The 16,437-nt window shown below is 62.3% G+C and carries 17 protein-coding genes and 1 riboswitch; of the genes, 15 read left to right on the forward strand and 2 right to left on the reverse strand.

Annotated elements, in window-relative coordinates:
* The first annotated feature begins 227 nt into the window (after positions 1–227).
* The 6 genes from AB4O40_RS25790 to AB4O40_RS25815 all read left to right on the forward strand — a co-directional run bounded on the left by AB4O40_RS25790 (position 228) and on the right by AB4O40_RS25815 (position 5,563).
* On the forward strand, positions 228–1,280 hold the full coding sequence (locus tag AB4O40_RS25790) for a DUF2066 domain-containing protein (protein WP_056721705.1): 1,053 nt from the start codon (positions 228–230) through the stop codon (positions 1,278–1,280).
* A 36-nt stretch (positions 1,281–1,316) separates the two neighbouring features.
* Complete coding sequence (locus AB4O40_RS25795; RefSeq protein ID WP_056721707.1) at positions 1,317–2,390, forward strand: AI-2E family transporter; 1,074 nt, start codon at positions 1,317–1,319, stop codon at positions 2,388–2,390.
* A 230-nt stretch (positions 2,391–2,620) separates the two neighbouring features.
* Positions 2,621–3,325: a DnaA regulatory inactivator Hda gene (hda, locus tag AB4O40_RS25800; RefSeq protein ID WP_007984552.1), complete on the forward strand. Its 705-nt coding sequence runs from the start codon at positions 2,621–2,623 to the stop codon at positions 3,323–3,325.
* A 222-nt stretch (positions 3,326–3,547) separates the two neighbouring features.
* Positions 3,548–4,180 carry a C40 family peptidase gene (locus AB4O40_RS25805; protein WP_056721709.1) on the forward strand — a complete coding sequence of 211 codons (633 nt, stop codon included), beginning with the start codon at positions 3,548–3,550 and terminating at the stop codon, positions 4,178–4,180.
* A gap of 165 nt (positions 4,181–4,345) precedes the next feature.
* Positions 4,346–4,882, forward strand: a complete 537-nt coding sequence (locus AB4O40_RS25810; RefSeq protein WP_008049713.1) for a C40 family peptidase — start codon at positions 4,346–4,348, stop codon at positions 4,880–4,882.
* Positions 4,883–4,900: 18 nt separating this feature from the next.
* Positions 4,901–5,563, forward strand: a complete 663-nt coding sequence (locus AB4O40_RS25815; RefSeq protein WP_056721712.1) for a class I SAM-dependent methyltransferase — start codon at positions 4,901–4,903, stop codon at positions 5,561–5,563.
* 148 nt (positions 5,564–5,711) lie between these two features.
* On the opposite strand, the gene AB4O40_RS25820 is transcribed toward AB4O40_RS25815, so the two are convergent.
* Both AB4O40_RS25820 and AB4O40_RS25825 read right to left on the reverse strand, forming a co-directional pair.
* On the reverse strand, positions 5,712–7,025 hold the full coding sequence (locus AB4O40_RS25820; protein WP_056721714.1) for a PQQ-dependent sugar dehydrogenase: 1,314 nt from the start codon (positions 7,023–7,025) through the stop codon (positions 5,712–5,714).
* A 66-nt stretch (positions 7,026–7,091) separates the two neighbouring features.
* Complete coding sequence (locus AB4O40_RS25825) at positions 7,092–7,676, reverse strand: hypothetical protein (protein WP_056721715.1); 585 nt, start codon at positions 7,674–7,676, stop codon at positions 7,092–7,094.
* Positions 7,677–7,829: 153 nt separating this feature from the next.
* Positions 7,830–8,062: riboswitch (cobalamin riboswitch) on the forward strand.
* Between the two features lie 83 nt (positions 8,063–8,145).
* Here AB4O40_RS25825 and cobO point away from each other — a divergent pair.
* The 9 genes from cobO (at position 8,146) to cobC (ending at position 16,437) form a co-directional block, all read left to right on the forward strand.
* Complete coding sequence (gene cobO / locus AB4O40_RS25830; RefSeq protein ID WP_056721717.1) at positions 8,146–8,757, forward strand: cob(I)yrinic acid a,c-diamide adenosyltransferase; 612 nt, start codon at positions 8,146–8,148, stop codon at positions 8,755–8,757.
* Positions 8,754–10,169 (forward strand): cobyrinate a,c-diamide synthase, encoded by a 1,416-nt coding sequence (locus tag AB4O40_RS25835; RefSeq protein WP_056721719.1) that lies wholly within the window; start codon positions 8,754–8,756, stop codon positions 10,167–10,169. The genes cobO and AB4O40_RS25835 overlap by 4 nt, the downstream gene beginning before the upstream one ends.
* Positions 10,166–10,816: a 5,6-dimethylbenzimidazole synthase gene (gene bluB, locus AB4O40_RS25840; RefSeq protein WP_056721721.1), complete on the forward strand. Its 651-nt coding sequence runs from the start codon at positions 10,166–10,168 to the stop codon at positions 10,814–10,816. The genes AB4O40_RS25835 and bluB overlap by 4 nt, the downstream gene beginning before the upstream one ends.
* The gene (gene cbiB, locus AB4O40_RS25845) at positions 10,813–11,721 is read left to right on the forward strand and encodes an adenosylcobinamide-phosphate synthase CbiB (RefSeq protein WP_460057405.1); all 909 of its coding nucleotides are present in this window, start codon (positions 10,813–10,815) and stop codon (positions 11,719–11,721) included. Before bluB ends, cbiB begins: the two co-directional genes overlap by 4 nt.
* Entirely contained in the window at positions 11,714–12,706 is a 993-nt protein-coding gene (cobD, locus tag AB4O40_RS25850; protein ID WP_056721724.1) for a threonine-phosphate decarboxylase CobD, read from the forward strand. The genes cbiB and cobD overlap by 8 nt, the downstream gene beginning before the upstream one ends.
* Positions 12,703–14,154: a cobyric acid synthase gene (locus AB4O40_RS25855; RefSeq protein ID WP_056721726.1), complete on the forward strand. Its 1,452-nt coding sequence runs from the start codon at positions 12,703–12,705 to the stop codon at positions 14,152–14,154. The genes cobD and AB4O40_RS25855 overlap by 4 nt, the downstream gene beginning before the upstream one ends.
* 137 nt (positions 14,155–14,291) lie before the next feature.
* Entirely contained in the window at positions 14,292–14,813 is a 522-nt protein-coding gene (gene cobU, locus AB4O40_RS25860) for a bifunctional adenosylcobinamide kinase/adenosylcobinamide-phosphate guanylyltransferase (protein ID WP_056721728.1), read from the forward strand.
* A complete protein-coding gene (gene cobT, locus AB4O40_RS25865) occupies positions 14,810–15,865 on the forward strand; it encodes a nicotinate-nucleotide--dimethylbenzimidazole phosphoribosyltransferase (protein WP_056721730.1) in 1,056 nt (351 codons plus the stop codon). Before cobU ends, cobT begins: the two co-directional genes overlap by 4 nt.
* Positions 15,862–16,437 (forward strand): alpha-ribazole phosphatase family protein, encoded by a 576-nt coding sequence (gene cobC / locus AB4O40_RS25870; protein WP_056721732.1) that lies wholly within the window; start codon positions 15,862–15,864, stop codon positions 16,435–16,437. Before cobT ends, cobC begins: the two co-directional genes overlap by 4 nt.

The raw sequence follows: 16,437 nt of genomic DNA on the forward strand, positions 1-16,437 counted from the left end.
CCTCAGGCCGACAGCAGGGCCATATCCGGTCAAAAAAAACCGTTGATGCGCGGTGTCGGTGGCATCCTGCATGGCTGTATAAGGTATCGCGATTAACCGTCTATCGTTATGACAGTGCGAAAACTTACCCGGAGCGTGTGAATGTTTTGCGTCGGGCAACGGTCACAGTCTTGCTCGATCGTCTTCATGCGGTCTGTTCCAGCCGCTCTTGTCATCAGGAATCTTCCATGCGTTTTTGTAAATTCTTGCTTGTGAGTTGTTTGTCAGTGGTCAGCCTGGTCAGTCAAGCCGAAACCGTCAAAGGCCTTTACCTGGTGCGCGAGCCGGTGAATGGCCAGTCGCCCGAGGAGCGCGACCAGGCGACCCAACGTGCGTTGGACACGCTCGTGTTGCGCCTGACCGGCGACCCCAAGGCCGCGCAAAGCCCGGGGCTGGCGGCAATTCGCAAAGACCCGCAACAGATCATCAGCCAATACGGTTTTGAGGCCGGGCCGCCGGAAGTCCTGAAGGTCGATTTCGACCCGGGCACCACCGAGCAGGCCTTGCGTCGTGCCGGCCTGGCCATGTGGGGCGCCAATCGACCGTCGATCCTCGGCTGGTGGTTGAATGATTCCACCGAGGGTTCAAGCCTGGTGGGCGACGGCCAGGCCAGCGCGATGCCGTTGCGTCGGGCTGCCCAGCACCGTGGCTTGCCATTGCGCTTGCCGTTGGCGGACCTGAACGAACAGATCGTCGCCACTGCGCCGAATCTGGAAGGCGCAGATCCCGCGCCTTTGCTTGCGGCATCGGAACGCTACAACGCCGACGCCCTGCTCGCGGTACACGCCAAGGAGGAGGGCGGGCAGTGGCAAGCCAAGTGGCAATTGTGGCTGGGGGATAAAAAAGAGGCGGGCAGCGTGCAAGGCGCCGATCAGGCCGCCGTGGCCGATGCGGTGATGCTGGCGGTCAACGAGCGCCTGGCGCCGCGGTTTGTCGCCAAACCCGGTGCTTCGAGCGAGCAACTGCTGGAAGTGCAAGGCATGAATCTTGAACACTACGCGTCTCTCGGGCGTTTGCTGGAACCGTTTGGCGGGCGTGTGCAAAGTGTCGAGGGCGACCGGATTCTCTATCGGGTCAACGGCAGCGTCGATCAACTGCGTGCGCAACTGTCGCTGGCGAGGCTGCAGGAAGCGCCGGCGGGTCAGGTCCCGGCCCCGGTAGCGCCCGTTCAGCCAGCCGCCGGCAGCCCGGCGCCAGCCGCCGCGCCGGCCCCGATCCCGCAACTGCGTTTTCGCTGGTAGTTTTTCTTTCTTTATATAGAAGCAATGGAGTGGTTCATGGCCGATACGCGGCGTTGGTTCTGGCTCGGTGGGGTGGTCCTGCTGTGTGTGTTTGTCTGGTTGTTGCATCCGATCCTCACGCCGTTCCTGGTGGCGCTGCTGTTGGCCTACCTGTTCGACCCGCTGGTGGATCGGCTGGAGAAGGCAGGCCTGTCCCGAACCTGGGGTGTCGTGGCGGTATTTACCCTGTTTACCTTGATCTTCACCGCGCTGTTGTTGGTGTTGGTGCCGTTGCTCGCCAGGCAGTTGTTTCGTTTATATGAACTGGCTCCGCAGATGCTCGACTGGCTGCAGCACACGGCGTTGCCCTGGGCGCAATCGAAGTTCGGCCTGTCGGACGGTTTCTGGAAGTTTGACAAGCTCAAGGCCGCCATCAGCGAGCATATGAGTCAGACCACTGATGTTGTCGGCGTAGTGTTGAGCCATGCCACGGCCTCGGGGCTGGCGTTGATTGGCTGGCTGGCGAACCTGGTGCTGATTCCGGTGGTGAGCTTCTACCTGCTGCGCGATTGGGACCTGATGATGGCCAAGGTCCGCAGCCTGTTGCCCCGTGATCGTGAGGCGCGCGCGGTGTCGCTGGCGGGTGAATGCCATGAAGTGCTCGGAGCGTTCGTGCGCGGGCAGTTGCTGGTGATGGTGGCCCTGGGTGTGATCTACGCAGCCGGCCTGATGCTGGTCGGGTTGGAGCTGGGCCTGCTGATCGGCCTGATTGCCGGCCTGGCGGCGATCGTGCCGTACATGGGGTTTATCATCGGCATTGGCGCGGCGCTGCTTGCTGGGTTGTTCCAGTTCGGTGGTGATCTTTACCCCATGCTCGGCATTGTCGCGGTGTTCATGGTCGGTCAGGCGCTGGAGGGCATGGTGCTGACCCCTTTGCTGGTCGGTGACCGGATTGGCCTGCACCCGGTGGCGGTGATTTTCTCGATCCTGGCCGGTGGTGAACTGTTTGGCTTTACCGGTGTGCTACTGGCATTGCCGGTCGCCGCGGTGATCATGGTGCTGGTGCGCCATGTGAATGATTTGTATAAGGATTCTGAGATCTATAGAAGAGGCGACGAGCCGCAGGTTTAAGGGGGGGCAATAGGCGATGGCGGGCTGCCCGGGTTCGTACCGGATCAGTCTGCTGGCTTCGCCCGACTGTCACATGCACCGCCAAAGAATCTGTCACAAAACCGGTGCATTAACGCAAACCTTTGATTTTGCTTGTGGTCTGTCGCATTGTGCGACCCGCTTCACGGGTATAAACTTCGCAAACTTTACATAGAGGCCACTAACGGTTCCTTTGGAACTGTTCAGTCAGCATGAAACCGATTCAGCTGCCCCTAGGTGTGCGTCTGCGTGACGACGCCACCTTTATCAACTACTACCCAGGCGCCAATGCCGCTGCACTCGGCTATGTCGAGCGGCTGTGCGAAGCCGACGCCGGCTGGACCGAAAGCCTGATCTATCTTTGGGGCAAGGACGGGGTAGGGCGTACGCACCTGTTGCAGGCCGCTTGCCTGCGCTTCGAGCAATTGGGCGAGCCGGCGGTGTACCTGCCGTTGGCCGAGTTGCTCGATCGCGGCATCGAAATCCTCGACAACCTGGAACAGTACGAACTGGTCTGCCTGGATGATTTGCAAGTGGTTGCCGGGCGAGCGGACTGGGAAGAGGCGCTGTTCCATCTGTTCAATCGCTTGCGTGACAGCGGTCGACGCTTGCTGATTGCCGCATCGACATCCCCGCGTGAGCTGCCGGTGAAGCTGGCGGATCTCAAATCCCGCCTGACCCTGGCCTTGATCTTCCAGATGCGTCCGCTGTCCGATGAGGACAAACTGCGTGCCCTGCAATTGCGCGCATCCCGTCGTGGCCTGCATCTGACCGATGAAGTCGGGCATTTCATTCTGACTCGCGGTACCCGCAGCATGAGTGCGCTGTTCGAGCTGCTCGAGCGTCTCGACCAGGCCTCCCTCCAGGCTCAGCGCAAGCTGACAATCCCGTTTTTGAAAGAAACCCTCGGTTGGTAAACCCGCTGAAACCGGAGCTTTTAGGCGGTTAGGCATCTTTCAGGCGCCAGATATCCCGCTTTCCTGCCAGGTTGCAGGCCGCGTGCATGTTTAAAATGGGCTTAAGCGCTTAGATGTAAACGAGAAACGGATAAGTCACAAAAAGATCGATTGAATTTGCAAATGAGGCTGATAGCGGGCATAGTCTCGGCTTCTTTACAACTATCAGCCACGGTCGTGCCCATGCTAAATCGCTTCGCACCCCTCGTGCCTCTCGCACTCGTCACCCTGTTGTTCGGTTGCGCGGCCCACACTCCAGTGGCCCAGCAAGCTCCGCAACAGCAGGTTCAACACTCGGCCACTGCCCAGTCTTCCGCTCTCTTTCAGGAAGAGCTGGCTACCGAAAAAGAACTCGCAGACTTCGCTGGCGGCAAGTCCTACCAGCTTCCAGTCCTGGCCGACAGCATCCTCGAACGTGGCATGTCCCTGATCGGTACCCGTTACCGTTTCGGCGGTACTTCTGAAGCCGGCTTCGATTGCAGTGGTTTCATCGGTTACCTGTTCCGCGAAGAAGCGGGCATGAACCTGCCACGCTCCACCCGCGAAATGATCAACGTGGACGCTCCGCTGGTCTCGCGCAGCAAGCTTGAACCGGGCGACCTGCTGTTCTTCGCAACCAACGGTCGTCGTGGTCGCGTCAGTCACGCCGGGATCTACCTGGGCGACAACCAGTTCATCCACTCCAGCAGCCGCCGCAGCGGTGGTGTGCGTATCGATAGCCTGGGCGACAGCTACTGGAGCAAGACCTTCATCGAAGCCAAGCGCGCCCTGGCAATGGCACCTAACGCATCGCCAATCGTCACTGCACGCAAATAAGCGGACAATTTGTAAGGCGAACTTAAAGTCTTACTTGAAGTTTGTCGTGTAGCCGCTAGAATCTTGATCTACAAATGATGGCAAACCGCCTGCGTCCAACGCAGGCGGTTTTCTTTTCTGCGCTCTCCGCAGAAAAAGCCGCAGCCAGATCAGGATGTTCTGCTTATGACGACGTCGGCCCGCCTCGCAATCATGTTCTTCGCAGCGCTGCTCAGTGCCTGCGCCAGTCGCACACCGCCTCCTGCGCCGGTGGTTCGTGCTCCCATCGTATTTGGCTCGTCACAAGCGTTTTCGCCCGAAGCGGAAGACGTGCTGTTTCGCGCCCTTGGGCTGGTGGGCACGCCTTATCGCTGGGGTGGCAACACACCGGATTCCGGGTTTGATTGCAGCGGCCTGATCGCTTACGTGTACCGCGATGTCGCCGGCATTGCCTTGCCGCGCACCACGCGCGAGATGATCTCCATGCAAGCGGCGAATGTGGGCAAGGAAGGCTTGCAGACCGGCGACCTGCTGTTCTTCGCCACCAATGGCGGTTCCCAGGTCAGTCATGCCGGCATCTACGTGGGAGAAGGGCGTTTCGTCCACGCGCCGGCCACCGGTGGCACCGTGAAGCTCGACAGCCTGTCCAAGGCGTATTGGCAAAAGGCTTACCTGAGCGCCAAGCGTGTGCTGCAGCCTGAACATTTGGCGCGCAATCCATAACTTCCGGAGCTGGTGGTCATGACTGCTCGCACGCTCAATCTCGACGACGATCTGTACCAATACCTGCTCGATGTTTCCCTGCGCGAAACGCCGCTGCTCAAGCGCTTGCGCGATGAGACCCAGGCGCTGCCGATGGCACGCTGGCAGGTGGCACCCGAGCAGGGGCAGTTTCTAGCTTTGCTGGTAAAGCTGACGGGGGCCAGGCGCTTGCTCGAAGTCGGCACTTTTACCGGCTACAGCGCACTGTGCATGGCGGCGGCATTGCCTGCTGACGGTTCGCTGATTTGCTGTGACATCCCTGGCAACTACAACGCCATTGCACGGCGCTATTGGCAGGAAGCGGGGCTAGCCGAACGGATTGACCTGCGACTGGCCCCGGCGCTGGACACCCTCACCGAACTTGAGCGGCAAGGGCAGGGCGGGCAGTACGACCTGGTGTTCATCGATGCCGACAAGGCCAACTATCCGGCTTATCTGGAACACGCCCTGGGATTGCTACGAGCTGGCGGGCTGGTGGTGTTCGATAACACCCTGTGGAGCGGGCGCGTGCTTGAGGCCAATCCCGAGAGCGCGGACACCCGGGCGATCCAGGCGCTCAACCGGGCGTTGAAGGAGGATGCGCGGGTGGATCTGTCGTTGTTGCCGATTGGTGATGGTTTGACCCTTTGCCGCAAAAGGTAAGCACTGACTCCAATCCAATGTGGGAGCGAGCTTGCTCGCGATGGCGGTGGGTCAGGCAACATCAAAGTTGAATGTGCCGGCCTCATCGTCGGATCGCCGCCCGGAGACAAGCTCGCTCCCACAGGTTCTGAGTTCATCCGGGATGGTGTTACCTGGCAGCCGAAACCCGCCACACCTTGTTCCCCACATCGTCAGCCACCAACAGGTCACCCTGTCGGTCGATCACCACGCCCACCGGGCGGCCCATGGCTTGGTCCTTGTCGTTGAGAAAACCTGTGAGCACTTCAACGGGCTTTCCGGCAGGTTTGCCAGCGCTGAACGGCACGAAAATCACTTTGTAGCCGCTGTGGGGGTTGCGGTTCCATGAGCCGTGCTGCCCGATGAATGCCCCTTGGGTGAAGGGCGGTGGCAGCTTGCTGTTTTCGGCGAAGGTCAGGCCCAGTGATGCCGTGTGCGGGCCGACGGCGTAGTCCGGGGCGATCGCCTTGGCCACCAGGTCGGGGTTTTGCGGCTCAACGCGAATATCGACATGCTGGCCGTAGTAGCTGTACGGCCAGCCATAGAATGCGCCGTCTTTCACCGAAGTGATGTAGTCCGGAACCAGGTCGCTGCCGATTTCATCCCGTTCGTTGACCGCGGTCCACAGCGCGCCACTGAGCGGTTCCCAGGCCATGCCGTTGGGGTTGCGCAGACCGGAGGCGAAGATCCGCTGCTGGCCGGTGGCGCGATCCACTTCCCAGATCGCCGCGCGACCTTCTTCCTTGTCCATACCGTTTTCGGCGACGTTGCTGTTGGAGCCCACGGTGACGTACAACTTGCTGCCATCCATGCTGGCGATGACGTTTTTCGTCCAGTGGTGGTTCAGCGGGCCACCCGGCAGGTCGACCACCTTGATCGGCGGCGACTTGATCTGCGTATCGCCATTTTCATAGTGAAAGCGCAGCAGGCGATCAGTGTCGGCCACATACAGGTCATTACCGACCAGGGTCATGCCGAAGGGCGAGTTGAGGTTCTGCAGAAACACCGTGCGGGTTTCCGCGACGCCATCGTGGTCCTTGTCGCGCAGCAAGGTGATGCGGTTGGCGCTGGGCACCCTGGCCCCGGCGCGGCCCATGACTTTCTTCATGACCCAGCCGCGAATGCCTTTGCCGTCTTCGGGTTTGGGTGGTGCATTGGTTTCCGCCACCAGCACATCGCCATTGGGCAGCACATAAAGCCAGCGGGGGTGATCCAGGTCCTCGGCAAAAGCGGTCACTTGCGTGCCCGTGGCGGCGATGGGTTTCGCACCCTGTGGCCAGCCGATGGCCGGGGCGATGTTCACGGTCGGAACCAGTGTCTTGTTGGGTTCTGGTAGTCGGGGTGATGGGCCGGTGCCATCGGAGACTTGCAGGCGGGAGGTCTCGCCACAAGCGGCGAGCCCTCCGCAGAGCGCGATAACGAGAGCGAGCGGGGGCGTGCGCATGCTGGTCTTCCCTATGAATGCCTTGTTCTAATCATAGAGAAGCATTGTTGTGCGATGGTTCAACCCTCAGCCGCGAGCCTCCTTGAACAGCACCGCAATGCCGGGGTGATAGTTGCCGGCTTCGTTGCGCAACTTGCGATAGGCATAAGGGAAATACCAGGCGACAGCGCAGCTGTGTTCCTTTTGCAGGTCGTCGACCATGTCCTGGAGTTCTTCCGGCGTGGCGCCCTGCTGGGCTTTTTGCGGGGCGACGAACAGGCAGCCGAGTTTCAGGTCGCTGGCGTGGCTCAGGCGCTTCGCATCGCTGGCGATATCGAGCAGGGCCTGGGACAGGTTGAGGCTGTTGACCCGTGGCCAGCGCTGGCTGGTCTGGATGTAGGCGCGGGTTTCGGAGGAGGCCAGGAGCAGGTCGGCGCGGCTGTTGCGTTCGCCTTCTTCTGTCTGCTTGCGGGTGGGCGTCTGTTGCAGCGTGACCATCTCGGCCATCCAGGCGGCGGCGGACAGCAGTCCGAGATTGGCCTTTTCGTCGTGCCAGTACGGTGTGTCGCCATCGCCGCGGACGGCGTTGTAACGGTCGATGCATTCGAACCAGTGTTCGAGCACCGGACGCAGGAATTCCAGCTTTGGATTACTGATGATCATGCCTTGCATGGGCTCACCCTTGTTGTTGTGTTGTGAGGTTGTGGCTCTTTGATATCACTGCTGGGAGCGTGGCACAAGATTGACGTCAGTTTATTGATTGATGGCAGTTATTCGGCCGATGGCCTCCCGGCTTTAATTGACGCTCCACCCCCAACCCTCTAACCTTCGCGGCTTGTTTCAGGTGCTCTGTGGCTTGGGTCGACAGAGTGAAACAGGGAAGCCGGTGAGTGGGTCCTTCTGTTGGTCGAAGGCCCGCAATTCCGGCGCTGCCCCCGCAACGGTAAATGAGTGAAAACTGTGTGTGATGCCACTGTGTCGAATCGATGCGGGAAGGCGCACAGTCCGGCCCCGCGCCACTCATGAGCCCGGAGACCGGCCTGATTCATCCAGCGGCATCACGGTGGGCGATGCCAGGCTTTGTTGCCTTCTATTCTTGTGCCTGCCCGCCGTTATTCCTGCCTCAACGGAGAGCTCCCCCATGACTGATACCCCCGATCGTGACGAACGCCACCTGGCGCGCATGCAGCGCAAAAAAGCCGTGATCGACGAGCGCATCGCCAATTCCCCGAACGAGTGTGGCCTGCTGCTGGTGCTGACCGGCAACGGCAAGGGCAAGAGCAGTTCGGCTTTCGGCATGCTTGCCCGCGCCATGGGGCACGGCATGCAATGCGGCGTGGTGCAATTCATCAAGGGCCGCAACAGCACGGGCGAAGAGTTGTTCTTCCGGCGCTTTCCCGAGCAGGTGCGCTTTCATGTGATGGGCGAAGGCTTTACCTGGGAAACCCAGGATCGCCAGCGCGACATCGCCGCCGCCGAAGCCGCCTGGTCGGTGTCGCAGCAATTGCTGCGCGATCCGTCCATCGGCCTGGTGGTGCTCGATGAGCTGAACATCGCCCTCAAGCACGGCTACCTCGATCTCGATCAAGTGCTCAGTGATTTGCAGGCCCGACCACCGATGCAACACGTGGTGGTCACCGGTCGCGCCGCGAAGCCGGAAATGATCGAAATGGCCGACACCGTCACCGAAATGGGCGTGATCAAGCACGCCTTTCAGGCCGGGATCAAAGCGCAGAAAGGCGTCGAGTTGTGAGTCAGCCTCGACACTGTCCGGCAGTACTGATTGCCGCGCCGGCCTCTGGCCAGGGCAAGACCACCGTCACCGCGGCACTGGCCCGATTGCATCGCAATCAGGGGCGCAAGGTCCGTGTGTTCAAGTGCGGCCCCGACTTTCTCGATCCGATGATCCTCGAACGCGCCAGCGGTGCGCCGGTGTATCAGCTGGACATGTGGATGGTCGGCGAGCAGGAGAGTCGCCGGTTGCTGTGGGAAGCCGCCGCTGAAGCCGACCTGATCCTGATCGAAGGCGTCATGGGGCTGTTCGACGGTACGCCGTCGAGCGCCGACCTGGCGCGGCATTTCGGTGTGCCGGTGCTGGGGGTGATCGATGGCACCGCCATGGCCCAGACCTTTGGCGCATTGGCCCTGGGGCTGGCGCGTTATCAGCCGGACTTGCCGTTCGCCGGCGTGCTGGCCAATCGTGTCGGCACGCTGCGCCACGCGCAACTGCTCGAAGGTAGCCTGACTGAAGGTTTGCGCTGGTACGGCGCGCTGTCCCGGGAAACCGGGATCGAATTGCCGAGCCGGCACCTGGGGCTGGTGCAGGCCAGTGAGCTGAACGATCTTGATCTGCGTCTGGATGCGGCCGCCGATGCCCTGGCCAGCAGTTGCGAGGTCGCGCTGCCGCCGGCGGTCGAGTTCGCTGCTCCTGATGTCATTGCGGCCGAACCGCTGCTCGCTGGTGTGCGCATTGCCGTCGCCCGGGATGAAGCCTTTGCGTTCACCTACGGCGCGAGCCTGGATCTGCTGCGGGCGATGGGCGCCGAGTTGTCGTTCTTCTCGCCGATCCGCGACCGAGTGTTGCCGGAGGCGGACAGCCTGTATCTGCCGGGTGGTTACCCGGAACTGCACCATGTTGCGCTGGCGCAAAACACCGCGATGCTCGACGCGATCCGCGCCCATCACCGAGCTGGCAAGCCTTTGCTCGCCGAGTGTGGCGGCATGCTGTACCTGCTCGATTCCCTGACCGATGTCGAGGGCACTCGCGCCGAACTGGTTGGCTTGCTGGCCGGTGATGCGGTCATGCAAAAGCGTCTGGCGGCGCTGGCGTTGCAGGCGGTGGAATTGCCGGAGGGTTCGCTGCGCGGGCACACCTATCACCATTCGCTGACCACCACTGAACTGACGCCGATTGCCCGTGGCTTGAGCCCTAACGGCGGGCGCGGAGCGGAGGCGGTCTACCGTGAAGGGCGGATGACAGCCTCTTATGTGCATTTTTATTTTCCGTCCAATCCCTCGGCGATTGCCGCGTTGTTTGCGCCGGACCTTGAAGCTGCCTTCGCGAGCAAGTCGAATCGTCGCACCGCCGCTCCCACAGGGGATTGCGTTTCTTCAGGCCGGTCACCTTCAAATGTGGGAGCGGGCTTGCTCGCGAAGAGGCCATGAGCGACAACGCATTCTCTGAAGCCGAACGCGCGGCGGTCTATCGTGCCATCGCCGAGCGCCGCGACATGCGCCACTTCAGCGGCGGCACCGTCGAGCCCGAATTGCTGCGGCACCTGCTCGAGGCCGCACACCAGGCACCCAGTGTCGGCCTGATGCAGCCCTGGCGTTTCATTCGCATCAGCAATCGTGCCTTGCGCGGGCAAATCCAGGCCCTGGTGGAAGAAGAGCGCATCCGCACCGCCGAAGCCCTCGGCGAGCGCAGCGATGAGTTCATGAAGCTCAAGGTCGAAGGCATCAACGATTGCGCCGAGGTACTGGTCGCCGCACTGATGGACGACCGTGAGCAGCATATCTTCGGCCGCCGCACGCTACCGGAAATGGACATGGCTTCGTTGTCCTGCGCGATCCAGAACCTGTGGTTGGCGTCCCGCGCCGAAGGGCTGGGCATGGGCTGGGTGTCGCTGTTCGAACCCCGGGCGCTGGCGGACCTGTTGAGGTTGCCTCCTGGTGCCAAGCCGCTGGCGGTGCTGTGCCTGGGACCGGTGAAGGAGTTTTACCCGGCGCCGATGCTGGTGCTCGAAGGCTGGGCACAGGCGCGTCCGCTACATGAATTGCTGTACGAAAATTATTGGGGAGTGAGTCAATGAGTGTGGCGTTGTTGAGCGTCGCCGCGGTTGCGCTGGATGCGCTGCTGGGTGAACCCAAACGCTGGCATCCGCTGGTGGCGTTCGGCCGTTTTGCCGAGCGCATCGAGCAACGTTTCAACGGTGGCGGTCGCGGCTGGCGCAGTCATGGCGTCACCGCGTGGGTGATCGCCGTGGTGCCGCTGACGCTGTTGGCCACGGCCTTTTCCTGGGCGCCTTATGTCGGCTGGATCGTCGAGATTCTCGCGCTCTATTGCGCCCTCGGCATGCGCAGCCTCGGTGAGCACGTCGAGCCTGTGGCCGGGGCCCTGCGTGGCGGTGATCTTGATGAAGCACGCAAGCGCGTGAGTTATCTGGTCAGCCGTAAAACCAGTGATCTGGATGAAACCGAAGTCGCCCGTGCCGCTACCGAGTCGGTGCTGGAGAACGGTAGCGATGCGGTATTCGCGGCGTTGTTCTGGTTTGCCGTGGCGGGTGCGCCGGGCGTGGTGCTCTACCGCCTGAGTAATACGCTGGATGCGATGTGGGGTTATCGCAATGAGCGCTTCGAACGCTTCGGCTGGGCGGCGGCGAAGGTCGACGACCTGCTCAATTACATTCCTGCGCGCCTGGTGGCGCTGACTTACGCGCTGCTGGGCAAAACCCGGCTGGCGTTGAAATGCTGGCGCAGCCAGGGCCCGACCTGGGACAGCCCGAACGCCGGCCCGGTGATGGCGGCAGGGGCGGGTGCCCTTGGCGTCGAGTTGGGTGGGGCGGCGATTTATCACGGCGAACTGCATCAGCGTCCGCAGTTGGGCGAAGGTGTGCCGGCGGATGCCGACTCCATCGACCGGGGCTGGCAATTGGTCCAGCGCGGGGTATGGTTGTGGCTGCTGATTCTCTGCCTGGGGGCCGAATTTTATGCTTGAGCACGGTGGGCGACTGCGCAAGGCGGCGCTCGAATACGGCATAGATGAAGCCGACTGGCTGGACCTGTCCACGGGCCTTGCGCCCTGGTCGTTCCCGGTGCCGGATATTCCGCTGCGAGCCTGGGCCCGTTTGCCGGAGGCGGACGATGGCCTGGAGCAGGCCGCCTGTGATTACTACGGCACCTTGCAGGCATTGCCGGTGGCCGGCTCGCAAATGGCGATTCAACTGCTGCCGCGCTTGCGTCGGGCGGGCAAGGTCGGCGTGTTGTCGCCGTGTTACGCCGAGCACGCCGAAGCGTGGCGTCGCAACGGCTACATCGTGCGTGAAGTGCTGGAGCAGGAAGTCGACTTCTTTATCGACAGTTTCGACGTGCTGGTGGTGGTCAATCCGAATAACCCCACGGGCCTGAGCCTCACCCCCAGTCGCCTGCTCGACTGGCACACGCGACTGGCCCAGCGCGGTGGCTGGCTGGTGGTGGACGAAGCGTTCATGGATAACACGCCGCAACTGAGCCTGGCGCCGTTTGCCCATCAAGTCGGGCTGGTTGTCTTGCGTTCCTTTGGCAAGTTTTTCGGCCTGGCCGGTGTGCGCCTGGGGTTTGTGCTGGCCGAGCGCAAGTTGCTCAAGTTGCTGGCAGAACAAGTGGGACCCTGGGCCGTGAGCGGGGCAACCCGGGTCGTGGGCCAGGCCTGCCTGCGCGATACCGAGGCGCAAACGGCGCAACGGCTGCGCACCGAAGAGGCCAGCGAGCGCCTTGCGTCGTTGCTGGCGCAACACGACTTGGAGCCCCAGGGTGGTTGCGCGCTGTTCCAGTGGCTGATCACCGAGCGCGCCGAAGCACTGCATGAGTTCATGGCCCGGCGCGGCATTCTCCTGCGGTTGTTCACGCACAACAGCAGCCTGCGATTCGGCTTGCCCGGTGACGAGATCGCCTGGGTACGACTGGCGCAGGCGTTCGACGATTTTGCCAAGGAAAACCAATGACCACGCTGATGGTGCAGGGCACCACATCGGATGCCGGTAAAAGCACGCTGGTGACCGCGCTGTGCCGTTGGGCCACGCGCCAGGGCGTCAGGGTGGTGCCGTTCAAGCCGCAGAACATGGCCCTCAACAGTGCGGTGACCGCCGACGGTGGCGAGATCGGCCGGGCCCAGGCGGTCCAGGCCCAGGCCGCGAACCTTGAACCGCACACCGACATGAACCCGGTGTTGCTCAAGCCCAACAGTGACACCGGTGCTCAAGTGATCATCCATGGCCGTGCCGTCACGACCATGAATGCCGTCGCCTATCACGACTACAAAACCATCGCCATGCAAGCGGTGCTGGCCTCCCACGAGCGCTTGAGCGCGGCGTATCCGCTGGTGATGGTCGAGGGCGCGGGCTCGCCTGCGGAAATCAATCTGCGGGCCGGCGATATTGCCAACATGGGTTTTGCCGAAGCGGTGGATTGCCCGGTGCTGCTGATCGCCGATATCAATCGCGGCGGGGTTTTCGCCCACCTGGTAGGCACCCTCGAATTGCTGTCACCGAGCGAACAGGCGCGGGTCAAAGGCTTCGTCATCAATCGTTTCCGAGGCGACATCGCGTTGCTGCAACCCGGTCTCGACTGGCTCGAAGAGCGCACCGGCAAACCGGTGGTCGGCGTGTTGCCGTACGTGATGGATCTGCACCTGGAGGCCGAGGATGGCATCGATCAACGCCAGGCCGATAAAGCCGAGCAGGTGCTGAAGGTGGTGGTACCGGTGCTGCCGCGCATCAGCAATCACACCGATTTCGATCCGCTGCGCCTGCATCCGCAAGTGGACCTGCAATTCATCGGCCCCGGCCAGGCGATTCCTCCCGCCGACCTGATCATTCTTCCCGGCTCGAAAAGTGTGCGCAGCGACCTCGCGTACCTGCGAGCCAACGGTTGGGACGCCGCCATCGCCCGGCATCTGCGTTACGGCGGGAAACTGCTGGGGATCTGTGGCGGCCTGCAGATGCTCGGTGAGCAGGTGCATGATCCGCTGGGGCTGGAAGGTGCGCCGGGTTCCAGTGCTGGTTTGGGACTGTTGGCATTCCAGACCCGGCTCGAACAAGAGAAGCAGTTGCGCAATGTGCGTGGTCGCCTGGCGCTGGAAGACGCGCCGGTGGCGGGTTATGAAATTCATGCCGGCGTGACCACCGGACCTGCTCTGGAAAACGCTGCCGTGCAGTTGGATGACGGCCGCTGTGATGGTGCGCAAAGTGCTGACGGACAGATTTTCGGCACCTACCTGCACGGGCTGTTCGAATCGCCGGCGGCATGCAGTGCACTGCTGCGCTGGGCCGGGTTGCAGGAAGTGCAGGAAGTGGATTACCACGCGTTGCGCGAGCGCGATATCGAGCGGCTGGCGGATCTGGTGGAGAAGCATCTGGATACCGGGCTGTTGCGGCAGCTCTGTGGAATCTGAGGTGAAAGCTCTGGCCTCTTCGCGAGCAAGCCCGCTCCCACATTAGAACGCGGTCAACTGTGGGAGCGGCGGTGCGGCGATCCGACTTGCTCGCGAAGACTGAAGTGGCCACACCGCCCATTTGAAAGGATGTAACCATGCTCCAACTGATCCTCGGCGGCGCCCGCTCCGGCAAGAGTCGCCTGGCTGAAAAACTCGCCCTCGACAGCGCCCTGGCCGTGACCTATATCGCCACCAGCCAGCCACTGGACGGAGAAATGAACGAGCGGGTCGCTCATCACCGCGCCCGTCGCCCTGCTGAATGGGCACTGATCGAAGAACCACTGGAACTGGCCCGCGTACTGCGTGAAAACTCCCGTGTCGACCACTGTCTGCTGGTGGATTGCCTGACCCTGTGGCTGACCAATCTGCTGATGCTCGACGATGCCGAGCGCTTGAAAGCCGAGCGTGATGCCTTGCTGGACTGCCTGGCATCGCTGCCGGGTGAAATCATTTTTGTCAGCAACGAGACCGGAATGGGTGTCGTGCCGCTGGGCGAATTGACTCGCCGCTATGTCGATGAAGCCGGTTGGCTGCATCAAGCTCTGGCTGAGCGTTGTCAGCGTGTCGTCCTGACCGTCGCCGGCCTGCCCCTGACTTTGAAAGGAACTGCGTTATGACTCAATCCTGGTGGCTGAACCCGTGCAAGCCGGTCGATACCCAAGTAGTCGAACAGGCCCGGGCGCGGCAACAGCAACTGACCAAGCCGGCCGGCTCCCTCGGCCAGCTGGAAGCGTTGGCGGTGCAGTTGGCGGGTTTGCAAGGGCGGGTCAAACCGAGCCTGGAGCAGGTTTGGATCGCGATTTTTGCCGGTGACCACGGCGTCGTCGCCGAGGGCGTGTCGGCGTTTCCCCAGGAAGTGACCGGGCAGATGCTGCTCAATTTCGTCAGCGGTGGTGCGGCGATCAGCGTATTGGCGCGGCAACTGGGCGCTTCCCTCGAGGTGGTTGACCTTGGCACGGTCACGCCGTCGCTGGACCTGCCGGGGGTGCGCCACCTGAACGTCGGCCCGGGCACGGCAAATTTTGTACAGGGACCGGCCATGACCCAGGCCCAGGGGCAACTCGCCTTGCAGGCCGGCCGTGACAGCGTGCAGCGGGCAATCGCCAGCGGTGCGCAGTTGTTTATCGGTGGCGAGATGGGCATCGGTAACACCACCGCCGCCAGCGCCCTGGCGTGCGCGCTGCTCGATTGCCCGGTGGTGCATTTGACCGGGCCTGGTACCGGGCTCAATGCTGAAGGTGTCAGCCACAAGGCCCAGGTCATCGGGCGCGCCCTGGCAATGCATGGCGCGCAGCGTGGCGATGCCTTGCAGACCCTGTTCAACCTCGGCGGTTTTGAGATCGCCGCGCTGGTCGGTGCCTATCTCGCCTGTGCCCAGGACGGTGTCGCGGTGTTGGTGGATGGCTTCATTTGCAGTGTCGCGGCGCTGGTTGCTGTGCGTTTGAATCCTGATTGCCGTCAGTGGTTGTTGTTCGGCCATCGCGGCGCCGAGCCGGGGCATCGTCATGTGCTGGAAACCCTGGACGCTCAACCCTTGCTCGATCTCGGCCTGCGGCTGGGCGAAGGCAGTGGCGCGGCGTTGGCAGTGCCGCTGCTGCGCCTGGCGTGCGACCTGCACGGGCAGATGGCGACCTTCGCCGAAGCCGCCGTGGCAGATCGTCCGGCATGACCTTGCGCGTGGATCTGTTGCGTCACGGTGAAACCGAACTCGGCGGCGGCTTGCGCGGCAGCATCGATGATGCGTTGACCGACACGGGCTGGGCGCAGATGCGCGCCGCCGTGATCGGGCAAGGGCCGTGGGATCGGCTGGTCAGTTCGCCGTTGCAGCGTTGTGCGCTGTTTGCCGAGGAACTCGCTGCGCAACTGGGTGTGCCGGTGCAGTTGGACAAGAACCTGCAAGAGTTGCATTTCGGCGCCTGGGAAGGGCAGAGCGCGGCGGCGTTGATGGAAACCGACGCGCAGGCCCTGGGTCTGTTCTGGGCCGATCCCTATTCGTTCACGCCGCCTCAGGGGGAGCCGGTTGCAGAGTTTTCGGCTCGGGTGCTGGCCGCGCTGGAGCGTTTACACGCGAACTGTGCCGATGAGCGCATTCTGCTGATCAGTCATGGCGGTGTGATGCGTCTGTTGCTGGCACAAGCGCGCGGGCTGCCGCGGGAACAACTGCTCAACGTTGAGGTCGGGCATGGTGCGCTGTTTTCGCTGACGGTGGAGCCTGCGGGCGTGTTGAAGGAAGTGCTCTGA

It is taken from the genome of Pseudomonas sp. S2_F07 (assembly GCF_054668325.1).